Consider the following 21,001-nt stretch of genomic DNA (forward strand, 5'->3'; position numbering starts at 1 on the left):
CGCGAACGACCACGACCACATCGAAGGACACCGACACCGCATGACGAGCACGTTGCCCGGCCCGCAACCGCCCGCCGATCCCGCACAGCGAAAACGGGAGCAACGCGGCTGGTACTTCTACGACTGGGCGAACTCGGCGTTCTACACGTCGGTGATCACCGTCTTCGGCGCGCTGTACATGAGTTCCGTCGCCGCCGACGCCGCGCGGGCCGACGTCGCACGCAACGGCGCGGCCGCCTGCACCGGTCCCGACGGCGGCGAGAACCGGCTCGTCGACTGCGACATCTCGGCGTTCGGGCTGTCGTTCCCCGCCGGGTCGTTGTGGGGCTACCTGCTGGCTGTCGCGACGATCGTGCAGGTCCTGATCCTGCCGATCGCCGGCGCGATCGCCGACCGCAGCCAGCGCAAGAAGAGGATCCTCGCGGGGTTCGCGTTCCTCGGTGCGACGGCGTCGGCGTTGCTGTTCTTCGTCGACGACGGGCGATGGGAGCTGGGAGCGGTCCTCTACGTCGTGGCCAACATCGGCTACGGCGCCTCGATCGTGACCTACTACGCCTTCCTGCCCGGGATCGCGACACCCGATGAGCGCGACGACGTCTCGGCCAAGGGCTGGGCGTTCGGCTACCTCGGCGGCGGTGTCGCACTCGCGTTGCAGTTGGCCTTCTATCTCAGTCGCGACATGGTCGGCGTGAGCGAGTCGACCGCGGTGCGGATCTGCTATCTCTCCTCGGGACTGTGGTGGGCCCTGTTCACGCTGATCCCGCTGCGCAGGCTGCAGGAACACCAGAGCCCGCACGGCGGCGAGAAGGGCCTCCGCGTGCTCACGGCCGGATTCGTGGAGCTGAAGGACACGTTCAAGGCGGCGAAGGCCCTCCCGCTGACGCTCGGCTTCCTCGGCGCATATCTCGTCTACACCGACGGCATCAACACCGTGGTCAGCGTGTCTGCGCAGTACGGCACGGAGGAGCTCGGGTTCAGCGACCAGGTGCTGATCGCGACGGTGCTGGTCATCCAGTTCGTGGCCTACATCGGCGGTATGTTGCACGGCTTCGCGGCTCGCAGATTCGGAGCGAAGAAGGTGATCCTGGCGAGCCTGGCCGTGTGGGTGCTGGTGCTGGTGTTCGCCTACTTCGTCGAGGAGGGCCAGGCGATGCAGTTCTACGCGCTGGCCGTCGGGATCGGCCTGGTTCTCGGCGGCACGAACGCGCTGTCGCGATCGCTGTACAGCCAGCTCATCCCGGCGGGCAAGGAAGCGCAGTTCTATTCGCTCTACGAGGTCGGTGAGCGTGGCACGTCGTGGCTGGGGCCGCTCGTGTTCGCGGGCGTGGGCCAGGCGACGGGGTCGTTCCGGTACGCGATCATCGCCCTGGTGATCTTCTTCGTGGCCGGCTTCGTCCTCGTGGCGCTGGTGCCTGTGAGAAGGGCCATCGCGGCGGCCGGCAACGAGGAGCCTAAGGTGCTGTAGCGTCGCCGGCCGCTAGGGTTCTCCGGCGTGACAGCGCTCGAGAGCCCCGGAGCAGACCCGACCGACGCTCTTTCCCCGGTCCCCGCCTGGGGTTCGCGCCGCGAGGTGCCGAACGTCGGGAAGATCAAGTTCTCGTACGGTCCGATGGACTGCGGGAAATCGACCCTCGCGCTGCAGATCGATCACAATCTGGCGCGGCAGGGCAGACAGGGACTGCTGCTGGTGAGCAACGACCGCTCCGGGCCCGGCCAGATCACGAGCCGGATCGGGATCACGCGGGAGGCACTCGAACTGGACGTGGGCACGGATCTGCGCAGCGTGGTGCGGCAGGCGTGGGAACAGGGCACGCACGTCGACTACCTGATCGTCGACGAGGCGCAGTTCCTCTCCCCTGCCCAGGTCGAACAACTTGGCGAGCTCGCCGACGAGGCCACGATCGACGTGTACTGCTTCGGCATCGCGACCGACTTCCGCAGCAGGCTGTTCCCCGGCGCGCGGCGGCTGTTCGAACTCGCGGACGAGCTGCAGCCGGTGCAGGTGGAGGTGCTGTGCTGGTGTGGACTGCCCGGCCGGTTCAACGCGCGGGTGTACGGCGACGAAGTGCAGCGCACCGGTGACACGGTGGTCGTCGCCGACACGGCAGACGTGACCGAGGACGCGCAGCCGCTGCACGAGACCGCCGGCGACACGCACGCCCCCGGCGCGGACGGCGCCACGCCGAACCCGCCGGGCGCTCCCCTGACCGTGTCACCCGCGGTGGCCCACACCTCGGACGACGACGGCGAGGTGTCCATCGCGGAGGTGAATCGGACGACACCACCCTCGCAGACCGACAGCACTACGGTGCGTTACCAAGTACTGTGTCGGCGGCATTACCGCCTCGGAGATCTCGGACCTGCCGGTTCCGGCCACGGTCAGCTGCGGCTGACCTGACGATCGGCTCGGCCCCGCACCCGCGGGGTCCCCCGTGCGGGGGTGTGTCCGAGAAGCGCGCCATCGGAGCGTCATACGAGCGCGGCTGCCGTCTCCCTTTCGGGAGAAGACCGTTGTCCCGGCGCGATTCGTCGCGGCGGGTGTACCGAGTGCCGTGGGTTACGATCCGGCGTACGGGGAATGAACCCGGCGGCGGCGTTCGTTGCACTCGGTGAGCATGACCCGGGCTCCGCCAGGAGCCGACTGAAAGGACTCATCATGGCCGACCGTGTTCTCCGTGGCAGCAGGTTGGGAGCGGTTAGCTACGAGACCGACCGCAATCACGACCTCGCTCCGCGGCGTAGCGTGCGCTACGCGTGCCCCAAGGGCCACGAGTTCGAGGTTCCGTTCTCCGACGACGCCGAGATCCCCGCGACGTGGGAATGCCGACTGCACGGCAGTGAGTCGGACATCATCGAGGGCGGTCAGACGGAGCAGAAGGAGGTCAAGCCTCCGCGTACGCACTGGGACATGCTCCTGGAACGCCGGTCGGTGCCGGAACTCGAGGAACTGCTCAACGAGCGCCTCGAGGAGCTGAAGGCCCGCCGGGGCCGCGCGTGACGCGGCGTCGCTGACGGCCCCGCCGAGGCGAGGCTCGTCCGGGTCGTCGGCCGGAGATTCCGCTCCCACCACATCGTTGGCGCCCGCATCTCATTTGAGGTGCGGGCGCCAACGTCTGTCCGGGTCCGTTCGCTCCCCTGCCACCGCCCGACCCGAGCTCGTCGCACCGGCCCGAGCCGTCACCGCGGCCGCGAGCAGCGCCTCCGATTTCTCCAAGCCAACCGCACGGCGGCATGCGATCGTGCGTGCATGATCAAGAGAGTCATTCCCTACGCAGACGGTGACGATCTTCCGGCGTCCCGGGAGTTCTACGTCGCGGTGTTCGGGTTCGAGGTCGTCATGGAAGAGCCGGTCCTGGGCTTGGCGTCGCCTGCCGATCCCTCCGACCAGGTCCTGATCCCTCCACGAGGGATGGAGAACCCTTCGCCGCACTTCGGGATCGACGTGGGCGAGCCTGCGGCCGTCGACGCGGCGCACGCCGAGGTGATGCGGCGAGGTCTGCGTGTCGTCTATCCGCTGACCGACGAGCCGTGGGGTGTGCGCCGCTTCTTCGTGGAGGATCCCGGCGGCACGGTCGTGAACGTGGTCGCCCATCTGAGCTGATCGCCCACATCGAGGCCGAACTTCCCGGGACCGGCCATGCGGACTGAGATCCTCCTCGTCGTGACGGTGCGGGCCGAGCGTCAGCGACGCAGGGTCCGGAGTGGTCGCGGCCGGTGCATCGCCGGCTCCGGCCGCACTATGCCCCCTGCGCGGCCCCCTGCGCGCGGCTCCGCCGGCCGAGCACGACGGCCGCCGCACCGAACCCGAGTGCACCGGCGATGTTGATCACAGCGACCACGCCGAACGCGGTGTCGAACCCCGAGGTCGCCGCGATCGTGGTCAGCAGCCCGCCCAGAGTGGCCACACCGATCGCTACGCTCGCCTGTTGCATCGTCGAGAACAGTCCGCCAGTGAGACCGGCGATCTCCTTCGGCACCGCGTCCATCACGACACCGAGCAACGGTCCGAACTCCAACGCCAGCACCACGCCGTAGACGGTTCCCGGCACTTGGAACCACAACTCCCACGACCAGCGCCCGGCGGGGCCGACGAACGAGATCGTGGCCATGACCGCGAGCAGCACGGCCTGGGCCAACGCCGCCGCGGCCAGGACACGCGGACCGCCGAACCGGCCGACCACCCGCGGCGTGAGCCGCATGCCGACGACGAAGGCGACGCAGCACAACAGCAGCGCAGCACCCGATTCCAGCACGGACAGGCCGTGGCCTCGCTGGGTGATGAGCGCGAAGTCGAACATGAACGCCCCGAAACCCACGAAGAAGATCACCACCATCGCGAGACCGATCCGCATGGCAGGCATGCCCAGCACCGACGGGGGAAGGACCGGCTCGCCGCCCCGCCGTTCGAGCCGCCACTGGTGGACGCCGAGCGCGGTGAACGCGACCACGGCCAGGCCCAGCACGGCGAGCACGTCCCCGGACCAGTCCCGGCCCGGACCCAGTGACAGGCCCACGATCAGCGTGAACAGTCCGACGGCCAGTAGGACCGTGCCGGTGTGGTCGAGGGTGCCGGGTGCATTGCTCCGGGTCTCCGGCACCCGGCGCGACCCGAACCAGCCGAGGCCGGCGAACACGGCGAAGGCCAGGAACGACGCCCGCCACCCACCGGCCGTGCCCAGCGCGTCGACCAGCACGCCACCCGTGGCCAGTCCGCCGATGGTGCCGAAGCCGGAGGACGCGCCGTACCACCCGATCGCGCGCGCCCGGGCGGCTCCGTCGAAGGTGTGCTGGATCGTCGCCAGCACCTGCGGCAGCGTGACCGCCGCAGCGGCACCCAGAACGAACCGGGCAGCCACGAGGACCGGCACGCTCGGTGCGAAGGCCACGAGCACGCAGGCGACCGCGATCGACGCGATGCCGCTGCGGAACAGGAGCCTGCGCCCGATGCGGTCGCCGAGTCGGCCGGCGAAAACCAGGCCGGACGCGAAGGCCGCGCCCAGCGCGGCGGTCGCCAGGGCGAGTTCGGAATCCGTGGCGCCGAGCGCGGCCTGCGTAGCCGGAGCGACCGTGTTGGACAGCGCCATCAGTGATGTGGAGAAGAACGAGCCGAGGTAGAGCGGCCACAGGGCCGCGATGCCGACCTCGGGGTCGGCCGGAGGTGCATCGGTGGTTGTCATGCCTCGAGCGTGCGGGCGGGCACCTCGCGCGCCCAGTGTGTCGGCATGCTGGTGGCGCGAGCACCACCCTCGGTGACATGCCGGGACGCATAATCGGGGCATGGCCACGAGTAGCGAGGAGCTCGGCGTGTTCCTCAAGAGCCGGCGCGCATGTGTCACACCGGCCGAGGTCGGATTGCCGCCAGGCACCCGGCGGCGGGTTCCCGGGCTGCGCAGGGAGGAAGTGGCGGTGCTCGCGAACGTCGGAACCACCTGGTACACGTGGCTGGAACAGGGCCGCCGCGTGCAGCCGTCGATCACCGTGCTCGAATCGATCGCCGACGCGCTGCTGCTGAGCCACGCCGAACGTGCCCATCTGTTCCGGCTGGCGGGCTACACCGCCGCGGCCGACCACGCGGGCGAATCGGCGATCTCGGACCGGCTCCGCACCACGCTCGACCAGCTGTCGCCCTTTCCCGCCATGGTGACCGACTCGCAGTACTTCCTGCGCGCGTACAACCAGTCCTACCGCTACCTGGTGCACGACATCGAGTCCTACGCCCCGGAGGACCGCAACAACGTCCTGCTGACTCTCGCCGATCCACAATGGAGGGCCGCGTTCGTCAACGTCGACGACTACGCGACCGCACTCGTGGCGAGAATGCGCGGGGTCTACGGCACCACTCTCACGGACCCTGCCTGGCCGCCGCTGCTGGAGCGGCTGCGCACCGTCCCCCGGTTCGTCGACCTCTGGGACTCCGGTGCCGTGGGCGTCGAATCCCGCTGCCAGCCGCAGATCAGAAATCCCTACGTCGGCACCCTGATGCTCCACACTCTCGGGTTCACGGTCGCCGAGAACACGCGCCTGACCCTCCGGGTGTTCCAACCTGCCGACAACACCACTCAGGCACGGCTCGAGACGCTGCAGAACCTCATCGAGACCGGGCGGATCGAGACCGGGCAGCAGGCCCGGCGGCATCTGACTGCGGTCACGGCCGACGACGACCGCGGCATCGTCGCGGGGTGAACACCGGCGTCGTGCGGCGCGGGCTGCGGTGTCAGGCGCCGGGACCGTTGATCGCGATGACCAGCACGCCGAGGGCGAGCAGCATGCTGACGGGCGTCTGGACGATGCGTTCGCGCCGGCTGCGCGAGATCGCGTTCAGCGCGATGCTGCTCGCGCAGTAGGCGAACAGCACCCAGGTGGCCGCCGCGATCGCCGTGGTGTCGCCACCGTGCAGGACGCCGGCTCGGCTCAGCAGCAAGAGAGCGAACCCGGCGTACAACACGACGGCGACCACGGCCGCCTGCCGCAGGCGGGGTGTCGCCACTCGGTGCTGGCCTCCCCACGCGTACTCCCCGACCGGTCGGCCGCCGATGAGCAGGAGCTGCATCACCGTGAGTCCGGCCAGCACGGCGAGCGCCAGCCCGAGCGCCAGGATCGTCATCGTCCGTGCCCTCCCGCCTGCGCCGCCTCGCGTGATCGTAGCTCGCTCGGCGCCGGCCGATGTCCGGAATGGTCGACCTGCCGAGGACGACGCGGGCCGATCACGCCGGAGGCCTCCGAGCGACGGTCTCCGGGCGACGGGTCTTGCACCGCATCCCCGGCGTTCCCTGGGACCGCCGGGGACTGCGCCGCGGAACTGTCAGACGAGATCCGACAGGTCGGTGTTGGCGCCGCACAGCACGACGGCGACGCGCTCGCCTGCGACAGGCCGGTAGGCGCCCGCCAGCAGGGCCGCCGGTGCCGCCGCGGTTCCGTGCTCGACGGCGATGCGGTACTCGCGCCACAGCAGCGTCCGTGCCGCGACGATGTCGGCGTCGTCGACCAGCACCGAGGACACGCCGGTGCGGGTGGCGACGCCGTGGGCGATCTCGCCGAGGCGGGTGGCGCCGAGCGAGTCGGCCGCGACGCCCGAGACGTCGACGTCCACCGGGGTGCCCTCGGCGAGCGCCGTGTGCAGCGTGGGGATCGTCTGGGGTTCGACACCGACGACGTGGGCCCGCCCCTCGGTCGCCGCGGCGATGCCGGCCAGCAGCCCGCCGCCGCCGACCGCGACGAGGATCGTGTCGACGCCACCGGTCTGCTCCAGCAGTTCCGCACCCAGTGTGCCCTGTCCGGCGCAGATCTCTGGCTGGTCGTAGGCGTGGCAGAACAGCGCGCCCGTCTCGGCGACGTCGGCCGTCGCGGCGTCGTAGGCGTCGGCGTACTTGGTCCCGATGGCCACGACGGTGGCGCCGAGGTCCGCGAGCTTGGCCTGTTTCACCGCCGGTGCCGTTTCGGGCACGTACACGCGTGCGGGCACGCCCTGCCGGGCGGCGGCGTGTGCGACGGCCAGGCCCGCGTTGCCACCCGAGGCCGCCACGACACCGGCCTCGGTCAGTTGCCCGTCGGCGGCCGCCGCGAGGATGCGGTTGTACGCGCCCCGGGCCTTGAACGACCCGGTGTGCTGCAGCTGTTCGAGTTTGAGCCACACGGTGGCCGCCGCGTCGGCGTGCGGCGGGGAGTCCCGGTGCAGCGAGGCGGTGTCGGCCTGCAGCAGCGGCGTGGTGCGGATGTGGCCGCGGATCCGGTCACGGGCGGCGGCCACGTCGGCTGGGGTGAGCATGGTCAGCGCCGGGTCACCAGCCGGCGCAACTGGCCCAGCCTCCGTCGCAGGCCCCACTGGGCGACGCGCAGCATGGCCTCACCGACGATCGAGCCGTTCATCTTCGACGTGCCGATCTCCCGCTCGGTGAACGTGATCGGCACCTCGACGATGTCGAACCCGGCCTCGGCCGTGCGCAGCGTCAGGTCGATCTGGAAGCAGTAGCCAGCGGAGACGACCTCGCCGAGCGGCAGTGCGGCCAGCACCGGCGCGCGGTAGGCGCGGAACCCGGCTGTCATGTCGTTGACCGGCACGCCGAGCGCTATCCGCGAATAGAGGTTGGCGCCGCGCGAGAGCGCCTCGCGGTGCTTCGGCCAGTTGACCAACGCTCCGCCCGGCACGTAACGCGAACCGATGACCAGGTCGGACTCGTCGAGTGCGGCGAGCAGCCGCGGCAGGTCCTCCGGGGCGTGGGAGCCGTCTGCGTCCATTTCGACGAGTGTGCGGTAGCCGTGGTCGAGTCCCCAGTGGAAACCGGCGATGTAGGCGGCTCCGAGCCCGGACTTCTCCGTGCGGTGCAGCACGTGGACGCGGTCGTCGGAGGCGGCGAACTTGTCGGCGAGCTCGCCGGTGCCGTCCGGGCTGCCGTCGTCGACGACGAGCGCGTGCACCTCGGGCAGCGCGTCGTGGAGACGTTGCAGGAGTGGCGTGAGGTTCTCCCGCTCGTTGTAGGTCGGGACGATCACCAGCACAGGATCGATCTCGCCGGCGTGCGCGCCCTCCGCCATGTCGCTCCCCTGTCTCCCCTGTGTCGGTTGCGGCGTCACCGGCATCCGGTGCGCCGTGGTTCACCGGCCACCGCATCGTGGCCGCGCCGGGCTCTCACCCGGTTCTGCCTCCGTGACGTGTGCCCGGACGGCCGGCGTCAGCCGACACGGCCGGTGGTCTGCACCGCACGGCGCCGCAGGACGAGTCCCGCCAGCACCGCGCAGACACCCGCGCCGAGCATCACGCGTTCGGTCCACGGTCCGAACCGGTCCGCCAGCGTAGTCGTTTCCCGCAGCGGCACGTCGGCGACCAGCGAATCGGCCGTGTACATCTCCGTCTGCTGCGCGACGGTACCGTCCGGCCGGACGACGGCGCTCACGCCACTGGTCGCGGCGACGACGACGGCGCGGCCATGCTCGACCGCGCGCAGCCTGGCCATCGCGAGCTGCTGGTAGGTCATCTCACCGTCGCCGAACCACGCGTTGTTCGTGGGCAGCACGATCATGCGGGCACCGGCGTCGGCCGCGTCGCGCGACGGATAGTCGTAGGCGGCCTCGTAGCAGATCGCGGTACCGACGCGTGTGCCCGCGATGTCGAACACACCGGGCTCGCCGCCCCAGCGCATGTCCCGCGTGTTGCCGACGAACGGGGTGAACCAGGCGGCGATCTGCCGCATCGGCACGTACTCCGAGAACGGCACGAGCTCCTGTTTGGTGTACCGCTCCCCCGGGCCCTCGCCGGGTCGCCAGGCGACGACGGCGTTGTCGGTCTTGCCGTCGTCGGTGCGGTACAACGATCCGACGAGCGTCGGCACGCCGAGTTCGTCCACCGCGGCGGTGACGTCGGCGTCCCTGCCGCCGACGACGTCGACGGTGGTCTCCGGCCACACGACGAGGTCCGGCCGGGGCACCTCGCCGCGGTCGATCCCGGTGGCGAGCCGGTCGCTCTCGGCCAGCGCACCTGCGCGGATGGTCTCGCGCTCGCCCAACAGGCCGATGCCGGCGTTCGGTGCGTTGCCCTGCACGACGGCCACGGTGCGGCTGCCGGCCTCCGCTCCGGTGCCGACAGCGGGCCAGAGCGCCAGGCCGGCCAGCGGCGGCACGAGGGCGCAGGCCGCGGCGGGTGCGAGACCGGTCCACGGCGTGGCGCCGTCGCGGCGGAGGCGCACGATCAGCCATGCGAGGCCGAAACCGGATGTCAGGACTGCGAAGCCGACCAACGGTGCGCCGCCGATTGCCGCGAGCGGGGTGTAGGCGCCCTCGGGCTGGCTGAACCCGACCCTGCCCCACGGGAAGCCGTTGGCGGGCCAGCGGGAGCGGGCGTACTCCTGCAGCAGGAACACGACCGCCAGCCACACCGGCGCCGCGGGCAGCCGGCCTGCCAGCGGCATGAACGCGGCGGCGACCGCGACGTAGAGCGCCATGACCCCCGACAGCGCCAGCCACGGGCCGGGTCCGAACTCCGCGCCGAGGAAGTCCTCGATCCACAGCAGGTGCAGCAGGTTGAACGTGAGGCCGAACACGAGGCCGTAGCCCGCCGCGCCCCACAGCCGCCTGCCGTGCAGTGCGAGCCCGAAACCGGCGAACGCGAAGGGAGCCAGCCACCACAGCGGGCGCGGTGCGAACGCCAGGAACAACACCACCCCGGAGGCTGCGGCGAGCGCGAGCCTGCCCAGCACGGGCCGTAGCCGTTCCCACCGGGTTCCGGTCCCGTTCGGAGCCCCATCGCCCACGCCGGGCGGTGTGTCCCCGGCGACCGGGTGGGCGGCCGAGGTGGCCGTCTGCTGCTTCGGCTCAGTCACGGGAGTGGATGACCTCACCGGCGCGGACGGTGCGCAGGCACCCGGGCAGCGGCGTCTCGGGGTCGAGCGGCGGCAGCCCGGGGACCTGGGCGCGTGGGTCGGTCGACCACCGCTGCACCCGGCTGTCCGGTGCGGCGACGACCAGCTCCACCGGCTCCCAGACCGCGTAGTGGGCGGGCGCGCCCGGCACGAGCGAACCGGTGATGCCGTCGGCCACACCCGCGGCGCGGTGCCCACCGCGGGTGTGGGCGTTGAAGGCGGCGCGGGGCGAGATGCCGGAGCCCGGGGTGCGATGGTGCACGGCGGCCCGCACGCTTTCCCACGGCGCGAGCGGGGTGACAGGCACGTCCGACCCGAACGCGAGCGGCACGCCGGCGGCGGCCAGCGTCGCGAACGGGTTCAGCCCGGCGGCACGGTCGGCGCCCAGCCGGGTCGCGTACATGCCCTCGCGGCCGCCCCAGTTCCCGTCGAACAGCGGCTGCATCGACGCGGCCACGTTGTAGCCGGCGAGCACGTCGGCCTGGTCGGCATCGATCATCTCGACGTGCTCGAGCCGGTGCCCCGCACCCGCGAGTGCTCGCCGGCCGACCTGTTTCTCCGCCAGCCGGAAGCCCTCGACCACCTCGCTGACGCCGGCGTCGCCGATGACGTGGAATCCGGCCTGCAGGCCCGCGTCGGTGCACAGTGCGATGTGGTCGGCGATCTCGTGGGCCTCGAGGTAGCGGTTTCCGGTGGTGTCGGCGTCGGCGTACGGCGCGTGCAGCGCCGCGGTGCGGGAGCCGAGCGAGCCGTCGACGAGCAGGTCGCCCGCCAGGCCGCGGGCGCCGAGCCTGCGGGCCGTGTCGACGGCGTCCTGTCCGCTTGCGCCCCAATAGCCGACGACCTCGGGCAGCCCGGGGTCGTCGGCCAGCTCGAGCAGTCCGCGCAGGTCCTCCTCGCTCGAGATGCCGGGGGCGGCGTTCTCGTGCACCGCAACGATTCCGCGGGCGGCGGCCTCCCGCAGGAAGGTCTCCTGTACCCGATGTCGGTGCTCCGGGGTGAGCGCGCTGCGGGACGCGGTGATCGCGGCGCTGTGCGCCTCCCTGGTCACCGGCCCGTCGTCGGACCAGCCGGACAGCTGCCGGATTCCCGGGGCGAGGTCGACGAGCGCGCTCGACACGAGCGCGGAGTGCACGTCCACGCGGCTCAGATACACGGGCGCGCCGCCCGCCGCCTCGTCGAGCTCGGTCCGGCTCGGCAACCGCGGCTCGGTCCACCGCGTCTCGTCCCAACCGTGCGCGATCAGCACCTCGCCTGGCCTGGCGGCGCTCCGGACCGCGGCGAGCAGCTGGCCCGCGTCGCTCACGCGGGCCAGGTCGATGCCGGCCAGGTGCAGGCCTGCGTTGGTGGCGTGCACGTGCGCGTCGACGAATCCGGGGGTGACGAACGCACCGTCGAGGTCGATCACCTCGGCGTCCGGGTGCAGTGCCCGTCCCGGCCCGTCCTGCCCGACCCACACGACGGTGCCGTCGGTGACGGCCATCGCCGTGGCACCACTGGAGGCCGGCGTGTGGACGTGCCCGCCGAGCAGCAGTGTGGTGCGGGCAGTCGTGCTGTGGGGACCTGCGGATCCAGCGGAAGAACTCGTCACGTCCGGCAGTGTGCCACGACGAAGCTGACGAGAATGTTTGCATCTAATGATCGATATGACAGGATATTTTCAACGTATCCGCGATTTGAGGAGCAGATGTGACTGCGACCCAGGAGCCTGCTACCGGCACACACCCGTCCGCGCCCGCCGCCGACCAGGCAGGGCAGCACGGTGTCGAACAGCCATACGAGTACCGGCGCGCCGAGCTGGTCGAACCGGACTGGCGCCGGTTCCTCGGCTGGCGTGACGTGACCGAGGCCCAATGGCGCGACGCCCAGTGGCAGCGGGTCCACTGCGTCCGCAACCTCAAGCAGCTCCGCTCCGTGCTGGGGGATCTGGTCGAGGACCGGTTCTTCGACGACCTGGCCGCCGACCAGCGGGACATGGCGACCATGTCGATGCTGCTCCCGCCGCAGATGCTCAACACGATGGCGCCGCACGCGGACACCGACCCACGCCGGTTCACCGATGCGCTGTACGCCGATCCGATCCGGCGCTACATGCTGCCGGTGCGCAGTGACCGCGACCCCGAGTGGCCGAGCCATCCGCACTCGGAGCGCGACTCGCTGCACGAGGCGGAGATGTGGGTCGTCGAGGGGCTGACCCACCGCTACCCCACCAAGGTGCTCGCCGAACTGCTGTCGACCTGCCCGCAGTACTGCGGCCACTGCACCCGCATGGACCTCGTCGGCAACTCGACCGAGCAGATCGACAAGCACAAGCTCGAGCTCAAACCGGTCGACCGGCAGGACCAGATCGTCGACTACCTCAACCGCACCCCGGGCGTGCGCGACGTCGTGGTCTCCGGCGGCGACGTGGCGAACGTGCCGTGGCACCAGCTCGAGGCGTTCCTCATGCGGCTGCTGGACATCGAGACGGTGCGCGACATCCGGCTCGCCACCAAGGCGCTCGCGGGCCTGCCGCAGCACTGGCTGCAGCCCAAGGTCGTCGAAGGACTCGAACGCGTCGCGGGCACGGCACGACGGCGCGGGGTCAACCTGGCGATCCACACGCACGTCAACCACGCGCAGTCGGTGACCCCGCTCGTCGCCGAGGCCGCCAGGACGGCCCTCGAAGTGGGTGTGCGGGACGTGCGCAACCAGGGCGTGCTCATGCGCGGGGTGAACGACACGCCCGCATCGCTGCTCGACCTGTGCTTCGCGCTGCAGGGCGAGGCGAACATCCTGCCGTACTACTTCTACATGTGCGACATGATCCCCAACGCCGAGCACTGGCGGCTCTCGGTCGCCGAGGCGCAGCACCTGCAGCACGCGATCATGGGCTATCTGCCCGGGTACGCCACGCCGCGCATCGTGTGCGACGTGCCCTACGTCGGGAAGCGCTGGGTGCACCAGCTCGCCGAGTACGACCGCGAACGCGGTATCTCGTACTGGACGAAGAACTACCGCACCGGCATCGAACTCGACGACCCCGAGGCGCTGGAACGGCGCTATCCGTACTACGACCCGATCTCGACCCTGCCCGAGGCGGGCCGGGCCTGGTGGGCCGAGCACGGCTGAGCCGCTCGCCGGGCCGGGGCCGGCCGCGCGACCCGCGTCGCCGCCCCGGCCCCGCCGGTCACCCGTCGACGACGGCTTCCAGTTCCCGCAGGCGCGGCAGCGCGCGGGCGGTCAACCGCTCCCTGCGCACGTCGCCGGAGATCGACAGGCTGTCCTTCCACAGCGAACGGCCCGCCATCGCACCGCTCGCGCCGCCGTCGACCGCGACCTTCACCTGGCCGATGAACGTCTCGTGATCCACCCCCGCAGAGAGCACGGCCCACGGCACGCCCGCGGCCGCCTCGGTCACCGCGGCGCATGCCTCGGCCGATCCGGGGTACTGCAGCTTGAGCACCTTGGCACCGCACTCGACGGCCAGCCGGGCCCCATCGGCCACGAGCTTCGGGAACGCGGCGGCGTAGTCCTCTTCGGACTCGCCGTCCAGGCGGTAGGTCAGCAGCTCGACGATCAGCAGCACGCCCTCCTCGGCACAGGAACGCACCAGCTCGCGGATCTGATCGGCCACGGCCGAGTCCGGGCCCTGCCGGTCGGGGCGGGTGTAGAACAGCATCTTCGCCACGTCACCACCGAGGTCCCGCACGGTGCGCGCGGTCACGCCCGGCACGTACCGCGTGTAGCGCAACCCGTCGACCGTCTCGTAGCCCGACGCGTCCATCCCCACGACCAGGCCCGTGTCCCGTGCCAACGTGCCGTCGTCGACGACCTTCGGCAGTGCGACCTCGGCGTCCAGCAGGATCGCGGGCGCCTGATTGGCCAGATGCGCCACGAGGTCGCTCTTCGCCGCGGCCAACTCGTCCGTGCTGATCCCGGACGGCCCTTCGGGTGCATCGTCCATGGCCTTCTTCATGCCGTTGCGCTGGTCGGCGGCGACGATCAGCATCCGCCCTGCCGGGGTGGAGATCGCGGCGAGACCGCGGCGTTCGGACGTGGTCAGGGTGTTCATTCTTTCCTCCTGTGTTCTGGTGCGGTCTCGGGTTGGTGTGCGGTCTCCCGGCACGGGCCTCAGTGGGCCGGGGCGGGCAACAGACCGGCGGCGACACGCGCTGCACCGAACGCGGTTTCCTGTGCCCTGCCGGACACGGCCAACTGCGGCAGCACCTCCGCGCGGGCGCGCTGCACGCTGCGCATGCCCGCCCAACCGCCGGTGAGCGTCGCCGACGTCGCAGGCGGCACTTCCCGGTCGAGCGCGGCGACGAGCGTCCGGATCTCGTCATTGCTGTGGCGCAGCACGGCGCCGAACACCTCGGCCGGTCCGGCACCGTCGGTCCGTACGGTCACCGCGAGGTCGCCGTCGTCGTTGCGCGCACCCGAGACCTCCAGCCCGCCCGCGGGCAGCTCGCCCTCATAAGGCAGCGCCATCACGGCCTCGTCGAGCCGGTCGCGCCCGGCGCGGTCGGTGATGCCGAACGTCTGCATCGCGCGTCGCAGCAACAAACCGGTCTTCACGCCGGCGACGAGCACGTGCTTGCCGTCCGCGACATGACGCACCTCGTTGATCAACCGTCCGGCGAGCCGGGTGCGAGCCTCGTAGCCGAGCGGTTCGTCGATCACCCGCAGCAGTACCTCCGCCGTGCCCATCGACACGTGGTAGTTGCCGGGTCGGATCGGGCCGTCGGCCTCGGCGGCGACCAGGTGGTCGTGGCCCGCGACGGCGATCCGGGCGCCTGCCACGGTCGCCGGGAAGTCGCCCGACACCGCCCCGAGGTCGGTGCCCGCGGGCTCGATCGGCGCCAGTAGGCTGTCATCCGCGCCCAGCTCGGCGAGCATCGCGGGCCACGGCTCGCCGGTGTCCTGGTCGAGCAGTCCGGTGCGCGAGGCGAGTGACGCCTCCAGCGACGGACGGCCACCCAGCACGGTCGCGGCGAACTCGGGCAGGTTGAGCCACCGGAGCCCGGCCAGCCGCTGTCCACCGTCACGCAGGTACGCCAGCTTCGCCGCCGACGTCTGCGCCCCCAACGGCAAGCCCGTCCGTCCGGCGAACTCGGTGCGGATCTCCGCGGGGAACGCCGCGATCTGCTCGCCGCCGCGCGGGTCGAACCACGCGAATGCCGGCGCGACGGCACGGCCGGTGCGGTCGAGCAGCACGCCGCTCTCCCCCATACCGGACACCGCGACGGCGTCGATCCGCCGTTCCGTGACCGCGGCCAGCCGCTCGACCGCACCGTCGACGAGCCGGTGCAGCGCGGCGTGCAGCCGGTCGGCGGGCAGGTCGGTCGTGCCGTCCGGTCCGTGCCGCCACGGCGTCGGTATCTGCTCGAGCGCCAGCTCCGTTCCGTCCTCGCCGACCACCAGCATCTTGACGGTGGTGCTCCCGAGGTCGATCCCCGCCACGAGGCCGCCGCTCATCGACCCACCCCTTCCCGAAGTCCGCTTATGACTCCGGTGACATGACTGTCCATGACACCGGTGACGTACGCGGCTATCATCAGGAGCATGGCGTCGCATTGTCAAACCGCCCGGCCGCTCGCGGTCGGCGTATCGGGACCGGCCGGGAGCGGGAAGACGACCCTCGGCCGGCATCTCGCCGCCGCGCTCGGAGCGCCGTTGCTGGACCTGGATTCGCTCACGACGCCGCTGCTCGACCGGATGCACGGGCCGGTCTTCGCCGAGCACTGGCTCGCCCCTCCGCACCGCGACACGATCCGCGACGCCCGCTACGCGGCGCTGCGCGCCACCGCCACCGACGTCGTGGCGACCGCGGGCACCGCGGTGCTCGTCGCGCCGTTCACCGCCGAGCTCGCAGGCGGGCGCGCCTGGCGGGAGCTCACCGAGGCGCTCGCTCCCGCCGAGCTGCAGATGGTGCACCTGCGCGGAGCTCCCGAGCTGTTCGCGCGCCGACGGGCCGGCCGCGGCGCAGCCCGCGACTCGCACCGGCCGGCCGACTCGCCCTCCGCTGCGCCCGCCGTCCCGCACACCGGTGTCGACGCGGAGCTGACGCCGCAGCAGCAGTGTTTCCGGGTGCGACGCGCGCTGGGCCACCGCGTTCCGATCAACCCCGACGCCCCGGTGTTCGACCGACCTTTCGACGCAGTGCTGTTCGATGTGGACGGTGTACTGGTGGATTCGACCGCGTCGGTACTGCGGTCTTGGGAACGACTCGCCGGCGACCTCGACATCCCGCCGGCCACGGTCGAGCAGAACCACGGCCGCCCGGCCCGTGCTCTCCTCTCCCAGTTCCTGCCCGCAGCGCGCGTGGCCGAGGGGATGCGGCACATCGAACGACTCGAGGTCGACGACGCGCCCACGGTCACCGAGGTGCCGGGAGCCCACGCCCTCCTCGATGCGCTCCCAGCGACGCGGTACGGGCTGGTGACCTCCGGTACGCCCGCGATCGCCCGCGCGCGACTGGCCGCCGCCGGGATCACCCCACCTCCGGTGCTGGTCACGGCCGACGACGTGCACGCCGGCAAGCCCGACCCCGAGCCCTATCGCCTCGCGGCGCAGCGGCTGGGTGTCGCGCCGGAACGATGCCTGGTCGTCGAGGACGCACCGGCCGGGGTCGCCGCCGCCCGCGCAGCCGGATGCGCGGTGATCGGGATGCTCGGCACGGTCGCTCCCGGCGAGCTGACTACGGCGGACGTGCTCGTGGACGGCCTGGACCGGCTCACAGTCTCTGCCGACGAGGCGGGCGTCGGCCTGACACCGACGCCGGGCGCCAACTCGGGCCCGGGCTGAGGCACCGCACCGGCCGCGGCCCGGTCACCGGCGCACGGCGCAGGATTCGCGTTCGATGAGGCGCACCGGCAGCACCGTTCTCCTCCGGTAGCGCCGTTTCGGATTGTCCAGCCGGTCGAACACACGCCGGGCCGCGTGGTCGCCGAGTAGCGCGGGATCCTGGTCGATCACCGTCATCGCAGGCGTGACCATGTCCGCCATCGGGAAGTCGCCGAATCCGACCACCGCGAAGCGGCCGTCCCGGAGTTGGGGCACCAGCGCCATGCTGCTGCGGGCGTTCGACGAGAAGATCGCGGTCGGCGGCTCCGGCAGCGCGGTCAGCCTCGAGACGGCCGTAGCCGCACTCTCCCTGTCGACGACGCCGAAAACCTCGCAGGATTCGTCGCGCTCGATGCCGTGTTCGGCCAGCGCCGCGCGATAGCCGCGCAGCCTGCTCCTGCCGGTCGGCACATCGGAGATGTCGGCCACGAACGCGATCCGCTCGTGGCCGCGTTCCAACAGATGGGTCACGCCCATCCGCGCGCCGCCTTCGTCGTCCTCCAGAAAGGCGTCGGCGGCAACGCCACCGGGAGCGCGGTCCACGAACACGATGGGAAGCCGGTCCGACCACCGCGTCAGGTACGAGTTGTCCGTCGCGACCGGTGCGATCACCAGGCCGCTGAGTGACTGCGACAGCAGCCGCCCGACGAGTGTGCCCTCCTGCTCGGCATCCTCGCCGATCGTGGTGACCATCGTGGACATTCCGTGTTCCACGGCCACGTGGTTCACCGCTTCGGCCACGGCGGCGAAGAACGGGTCGAGCAGGTCGGGCACGACGACACCGACGACGGGAGCCCTGCCGTTGCGGAACGTGGTGGCCACCGCATTCGGGACGTAGCTCAGCTCCCGCATGGCGAGCTCGACCCGTGTCCTGGTCTCCGGTAACACGTGCTCGTCGTTGTTGAACACACGCGACACGGTCTTCGCGCTCACTCCGGCGAGCGCGGCGACATCTCGCATCGTGGTCATGAGATTCGGGCGGACCTTTCGACGAGGGGACGCGCTGGACGCATCGGCTTCGAGCGCAGTGTATCGATTCCGGGCACCGGTGCTCGGAACCTCGGAGCCCGGCGTCGGTGCCGGTCGGGATCCGAGGAACTGACGGGCGGCAACGCGCCACGCGTCGTCCCACCATGACACCGGTGACGTATCCGAGCTTGACATCGGTGACATGACGCCGTCTACTGTCCCGGTGCGGCCGCCGTCACGCAGCCGTATGCCTCCGGGTGGGAACCCACCCGGCCCTGAGCCGTCGCGGATCATCGCGATGCGGGAACGAGACAACGGGAGTCGACAGATGAACGACAACGCTGTCGTCGGCAGCGCCCGTCCGCGCAAGGGCGCGGGCATGGGCGCCACGGTGATCGCGGCATTCGGTGGCCTACTGTTCGGTTACGACACCGGCATCATCTCCGCGGCACTGCTGTACATCGGGCCGGAGTTCGGCCTCAGCGACCAGGCCAAGGAATTCGTCGTCGCGTCACTTCTCGTCGGCGCAATCATCGGCGTCGCGGCGGGCGGTGCGATCATGGACCGGCTCGGCAGGCGCCGGACATTGCTCGCGGTCGCTGTGCTGTTCCTCGCCGGTGCAATCGCCTCCGGAGTGGCGGCGTCGACGACGATCCTCCTGCTGGCACGCATCGTGCTGGGCCTGGCGATCGGTGCGGCCTCGGTCGCGGTTCCCGCCTACATCGCCGAGATCGCGCCTGCCCATCTGCGCGGCCGGCTGGTGTCGGTGAATCAGTTGATGATCTCGTCCGGAATCCTGATCTCGTACATCACCGGGTACGTGCTGTCCGATGCGCAGGCGTGGCGCTGGATGCTCGCCGTCGCGGCCGTGCCGGCCGTGATCATGCTGGCGGCGTTGCCGATGCTGCCGGAGAGTCCGCGCTGGCTGCTGTCGCAAGGCCGGGAGCAGGAGGCGCGCGCACTGCTGCGGCGCACTCGTTCCGCGGACGCCGTCGACGACGAGGTCGCCGAGATCACCTCTGCGATGCACGCCGAGAACCGTCACACCTTCCGGGACCTGCTCTCGTCCCGGTTCCGGCCCGGCATCATTCTCGGCGTCGGCGTCGCCGCGACGAACCAGCTGGTCGGCGTCAACGCCGTCACCTACTACACCCCGACCCTGCTCACCGGCTCGGGCTTCGGTGACTCCGCGGCGATCCTGTCCTCGGTCGGCCTCGGCATTGCCAACGTCGGCTTCACCCTCGTCGGGCTGCTGCTCGTCGACCGGATCGGCAGGCGCCCGCTGGTGCTCGGCGGCACCGCGCTCGTGGTGCTGTCACTGGTCGTGATCGGCGCCGTGTACGCCTTCACCGACCTCAGCGGCGTGTGGGCGGGCGTGCTGCTGACGTTCCTCATGATCTACCAGGCGTCCTTCTCGGCGAGCCTCGGCCTGGCGATGTGGCTGGTCAACAGCGAGGTGTTCCCGACAGAGGTGCGCGGCAAGGCCGGAAGCGCGGGCCTGGCCACGCACTGGATCCTGAACCTCCTGATCTCGGTCACCGTGCTGACGACCATCAACGCGCTGTCGCCCAGTGGGCTGTTCTGGCTCTACGCGGTCCTCGGCGGACTCGGTCTGCTGTTCCTCCACCGGCGGTTGCCCGAGACCCGCGGGCGCACGCTCGAGGAGGTCGACGCCCAGCTCAACGGCGGCCCCGCAGCACGCACCTCGGTCGCGAGCTGACCCGCGAGCGGTGCGCGTGGTCGAGCCCCGCTCGGCCACGCGCACCGGTGGGCCACGGGCTTCACCCGGTGCCGGGCGGTCCGTCGAGCACGGTGGGGACGTATTCGAGCAGCTGGAGTCCGCCCTCGAAGGTGCGCTGCGCGATCAGTTCGAGCGTGACATCGGGGTACCCGTCGAAGATCCGGTCCCGGCCGCTCGCACCCGTGATGACGGGGAACACGACGAGCCGGAACCGGTCCACCACCCCGGCCCGCAACAGCGATCGGCACAGGCTGATGCTGCCGAGCGTGCGCAGGGACCTGCCGTCGCCGTCCTTCCGCTCGCGCACCGTGTCCACGGCCTCGTCGGCGACGAGCTCGGTGTTGTCCCACGACAGCGGAGCCTGCAGCGTCGAGGAGAACACCACTTTCGGAGTCGCGGTCAGCTGCGCCATACCGGGGTCGCCGCGCGCGTCGGCCGCGAACCCGGACATCAGCCGGTACGTCGTCGCACCCATGAGCAGGGTGCAGTCGGCTGTTCCGTCCTCGTCGAGCCAGGCGAGATACTCCGGTGATTCCATGCCCCAGAACCCCGGCCAGCCCTCGGCGGCGCCATAGCCGTCGAGCGAGATAATGAAGTCGACCATCAGATCCGGCATCACGCGCTCATTTCGCTCCCCGGGGACGATCCTGGGAATTCTCCCGTAACCCGAGCCCGAACGCACTACAGTTCCCGCTCATGCGGCGACGACGGCGGCCAGGACTGCTCCGCATGCCCCTGGCGTGGCGGACCGCGCCGAAGGCCGCCCTGTCGAGCCCGCTGGTCGCGCTCGTCACCGCGGCCACCGCCCTGCTCACCTGTTTCCTCGCCACGGCCACCCCGCTGCACACCTCGGCCTCCGCGGGCGCGGCGATCGCGGGCCGTGCCGAGAGCGTGTGCGAGGACCAGTACGGCCCGTTCTTCAACGCCCGCTCGCTCTCGCGGTCCGACGCGCAGCTGGTGTCCGACACCGTCCGCGCCCGCGCCGGCGAGCACGGCTTCGGCCGGCCGATGGTCGGCATGTACACGCCGGTGGGTGCCGCCGAGTTCGACGGCGAGACGTTCGACTACCGACTCGCCTACCGCGACGGGGGCGTGGACGATCTCGAACTGCTCC

General features: G+C 71.1%; 18 protein-coding genes and 1 pseudogene. 9 read left to right on the forward strand and 10 right to left on the reverse strand.

Annotation, left to right across the window (positions count from 1 at the left end; genetic code table 11):
- The first annotated feature begins 40 nt into the window (after positions 1–40).
- The 4 genes from FB384_RS24970 to FB384_RS24985 all read left to right on the forward strand — a co-directional run bounded on the left by FB384_RS24970 (position 41) and on the right by FB384_RS24985 (position 3,601).
- On the forward strand, positions 41–1,465 hold the full coding sequence (locus tag FB384_RS24970) for an MFS transporter (protein WP_183787301.1): 1,425 nt from the start codon (positions 41–43) through the stop codon (positions 1,463–1,465).
- Positions 1,466–1,492: 27 nt separating this feature from the next.
- The gene (locus FB384_RS26580; protein ID WP_258935762.1) at positions 1,493–2,398 is read left to right on the forward strand and encodes a thymidine kinase; all 906 of its coding nucleotides are present in this window, start codon (positions 1,493–1,495) and stop codon (positions 2,396–2,398) included.
- A gap of 258 nt (positions 2,399–2,656) precedes the next feature.
- Entirely contained in the window at positions 2,657–2,998 is a 342-nt protein-coding gene (locus FB384_RS24980; RefSeq protein ID WP_183652060.1) for an RNA polymerase-binding protein RbpA, read from the forward strand.
- 249 nt (positions 2,999–3,247) lie between these two features.
- The gene (locus tag FB384_RS24985; protein ID WP_183787302.1) at positions 3,248–3,601 is read left to right on the forward strand and encodes a VOC family protein; all 354 of its coding nucleotides are present in this window, start codon (positions 3,248–3,250) and stop codon (positions 3,599–3,601) included.
- 136 nt (positions 3,602–3,737) lie between these two features.
- Here the strand turns inward: FB384_RS24985 and FB384_RS24990 are convergent, their stop codons facing one another.
- Positions 3,738–5,177, reverse strand: a complete 1,440-nt coding sequence (locus FB384_RS24990; protein WP_183787303.1) for an MFS transporter — start codon at positions 5,175–5,177, stop codon at positions 3,738–3,740.
- A 100-nt stretch (positions 5,178–5,277) separates the two neighbouring features.
- On the opposite strand from FB384_RS24990, the gene FB384_RS24995 reads away from it, so the two are divergent.
- Positions 5,278–6,183 (forward strand): helix-turn-helix transcriptional regulator, encoded by a 906-nt coding sequence (locus FB384_RS24995; protein WP_183787304.1) that lies wholly within the window; start codon positions 5,278–5,280, stop codon positions 6,181–6,183.
- Between the two features lie 31 nt (positions 6,184–6,214).
- Here FB384_RS24995 and FB384_RS25000 read toward each other — a convergent pair whose 3' ends face one another.
- From FB384_RS25000 to FB384_RS25020, 5 genes are all read right to left on the reverse strand, one after another.
- Positions 6,215–6,604: a hypothetical protein gene (locus tag FB384_RS25000; RefSeq protein WP_183787305.1), complete on the reverse strand. Its 390-nt coding sequence runs from the start codon at positions 6,602–6,604 to the stop codon at positions 6,215–6,217.
- 198 nt (positions 6,605–6,802) lie between these two features.
- Complete coding sequence (locus FB384_RS25005) at positions 6,803–7,765, reverse strand: threonine/serine dehydratase (protein WP_183787306.1); 963 nt, start codon at positions 7,763–7,765, stop codon at positions 6,803–6,805.
- A gap of 2 nt (positions 7,766–7,767) precedes the next feature.
- On the reverse strand, positions 7,768–8,532 hold the full coding sequence (locus FB384_RS25010; RefSeq protein ID WP_183787307.1) for a polyprenol monophosphomannose synthase: 765 nt from the start codon (positions 8,530–8,532) through the stop codon (positions 7,768–7,770).
- Between the two features lie 137 nt (positions 8,533–8,669).
- The gene (gene lnt, locus FB384_RS25015) at positions 8,670–10,244 is read right to left on the reverse strand and encodes an apolipoprotein N-acyltransferase (RefSeq protein ID WP_183787317.1); all 1,575 of its coding nucleotides are present in this window, start codon (positions 10,242–10,244) and stop codon (positions 8,670–8,672) included.
- A 61-nt stretch (positions 10,245–10,305) separates the two neighbouring features.
- Positions 10,306–11,943, reverse strand: coding sequence for an amidohydrolase (locus FB384_RS25020; RefSeq protein WP_323985428.1), 1,638 nt, complete (start codon positions 11,941–11,943; stop codon positions 10,306–10,308).
- A gap of 98 nt (positions 11,944–12,041) precedes the next feature.
- Between FB384_RS25020 and FB384_RS25025 the strand changes: the two genes are divergently transcribed.
- The gene (locus FB384_RS25025) at positions 12,042–13,463 is read left to right on the forward strand and encodes a KamA family radical SAM protein (protein ID WP_323985429.1); all 1,422 of its coding nucleotides are present in this window, start codon (positions 12,042–12,044) and stop codon (positions 13,461–13,463) included.
- A gap of 58 nt (positions 13,464–13,521) precedes the next feature.
- Here the strand turns inward: FB384_RS25025 and FB384_RS25030 are convergent, their stop codons facing one another.
- Positions 13,522–14,406, reverse strand: coding sequence for a tagatose-bisphosphate aldolase (locus tag FB384_RS25030; RefSeq protein WP_183787308.1), 885 nt, complete (start codon positions 14,404–14,406; stop codon positions 13,522–13,524).
- Positions 14,407–14,465: 59 nt separating this feature from the next.
- Positions 14,466–15,809, reverse strand: a complete 1,344-nt coding sequence (locus FB384_RS25035) for an FGGY-family carbohydrate kinase (RefSeq protein ID WP_183787309.1) — start codon at positions 15,807–15,809, stop codon at positions 14,466–14,468.
- Positions 15,810–15,896: 87 nt separating this feature from the next.
- Between FB384_RS25035 and FB384_RS25040 the strand changes: the two genes are divergently transcribed.
- Entirely contained in the window at positions 15,897–17,138 is a 1,242-nt protein-coding gene (locus tag FB384_RS25040) for an HAD-IA family hydrolase (RefSeq protein ID WP_228726679.1), read from the forward strand.
- Between the two features lie 24 nt (positions 17,139–17,162).
- Here the strand turns inward: FB384_RS25040 and FB384_RS25045 are convergent, their stop codons facing one another.
- Entirely contained in the window at positions 17,163–18,146 is a 984-nt protein-coding gene (locus FB384_RS25045; RefSeq protein WP_183787310.1) for a LacI family DNA-binding transcriptional regulator, read from the reverse strand.
- A gap of 328 nt (positions 18,147–18,474) precedes the next feature.
- Here FB384_RS25045 and FB384_RS25050 point away from each other — a divergent pair, with 328 nt between their 5' ends.
- The gene (locus FB384_RS25050; protein ID WP_183787311.1) at positions 18,475–19,866 is read left to right on the forward strand and encodes a sugar porter family MFS transporter; all 1,392 of its coding nucleotides are present in this window, start codon (positions 18,475–18,477) and stop codon (positions 19,864–19,866) included.
- A 61-nt stretch (positions 19,867–19,927) separates the two neighbouring features.
- Here FB384_RS25050 and FB384_RS25055 read toward each other — a convergent pair whose 3' ends face one another.
- Complete coding sequence (locus FB384_RS25055; RefSeq protein WP_183787312.1) at positions 19,928–20,503, reverse strand: dihydrofolate reductase family protein; 576 nt, start codon at positions 20,501–20,503, stop codon at positions 19,928–19,930.
- An 80-nt stretch (positions 20,504–20,583) separates the two neighbouring features.
- On the opposite strand from FB384_RS25055, the pseudogene FB384_RS25060 reads away from it, so the two are divergent.
- A pseudogene (locus tag FB384_RS25060) lies at positions 20,584–21,001 on the forward strand (ABC transporter permease); the annotation flags it as partial.

Source organism: Prauserella sediminis, from assembly GCF_014195435.1.
Taxonomy (GTDB): domain Bacteria; phylum Actinomycetota; class Actinomycetes; order Mycobacteriales; family Pseudonocardiaceae; genus Prauserella; species Prauserella salsuginis.

What these genes read in the sequence shown, in the direction of transcription:
- FB384_RS24970 (WP_183787301.1), top strand. Translation starts at nt 41, where the DNA reads ATGACGAGCACGTTGCCCGGCCCGCAACCGCCCGCCGATCCCGCACAG.
- FB384_RS24980 (WP_183652060.1), top strand. Translation starts at nt 2,657, where the DNA reads ATGGCCGACCGTGTTCTCCGTGGCAGCAGGTTGGGAGCGGTTAGCTAC.
- FB384_RS24985 (WP_183787302.1), top strand. Translation starts at nt 3,248, where the DNA reads ATGATCAAGAGAGTCATTCCCTACGCAGACGGTGACGATCTTCCGGCG.
- FB384_RS24990 (WP_183787303.1), bottom strand. Translation starts at nt 5,177, where the DNA reads ATGACAACCACCGATGCACCTCCGGCCGACCCCGAGGTCGGCATCGCG.
- FB384_RS24995 (WP_183787304.1), top strand. Translation starts at nt 5,278, where the DNA reads ATGGCCACGAGTAGCGAGGAGCTCGGCGTGTTCCTCAAGAGCCGGCGC.
- FB384_RS25000 (WP_183787305.1), bottom strand. Translation starts at nt 6,604, where the DNA reads ATGACGATCCTGGCGCTCGGGCTGGCGCTCGCCGTGCTGGCCGGACTC.
- FB384_RS25005 (WP_183787306.1), bottom strand. Translation starts at nt 7,765, where the DNA reads ATGCTCACCCCAGCCGACGTGGCCGCCGCCCGTGACCGGATCCGCGGC.
- FB384_RS25010 (WP_183787307.1), bottom strand. Translation starts at nt 8,532, where the DNA reads ATGGCGGAGGGCGCGCACGCCGGCGAGATCGATCCTGTGCTGGTGATC.
- FB384_RS25030 (WP_183787308.1), bottom strand. Translation starts at nt 14,406, where the DNA reads ATGAACACCCTGACCACGTCCGAACGCCGCGGTCTCGCCGCGATCTCC.
- FB384_RS25035 (WP_183787309.1), bottom strand. Translation starts at nt 15,809, where the DNA reads ATGAGCGGCGGCCTCGTGGCGGGGATCGACCTCGGGAGCACCACCGTC.
- FB384_RS25040 (WP_228726679.1), top strand. Translation starts at nt 15,897, where the DNA reads ATGGCGTCGCATTGTCAAACCGCCCGGCCGCTCGCGGTCGGCGTATCG.
- FB384_RS25045 (WP_183787310.1), bottom strand. Translation starts at nt 18,146, where the DNA reads ATGACCACGATGCGAGATGTCGCCGCGCTCGCCGGAGTGAGCGCGAAG.
- FB384_RS25050 (WP_183787311.1), top strand. Translation starts at nt 18,475, where the DNA reads ATGAACGACAACGCTGTCGTCGGCAGCGCCCGTCCGCGCAAGGGCGCG.
- FB384_RS25055 (WP_183787312.1), bottom strand. Translation starts at nt 20,503, where the DNA reads ATGCCGGATCTGATGGTCGACTTCATTATCTCGCTCGACGGCTATGGC.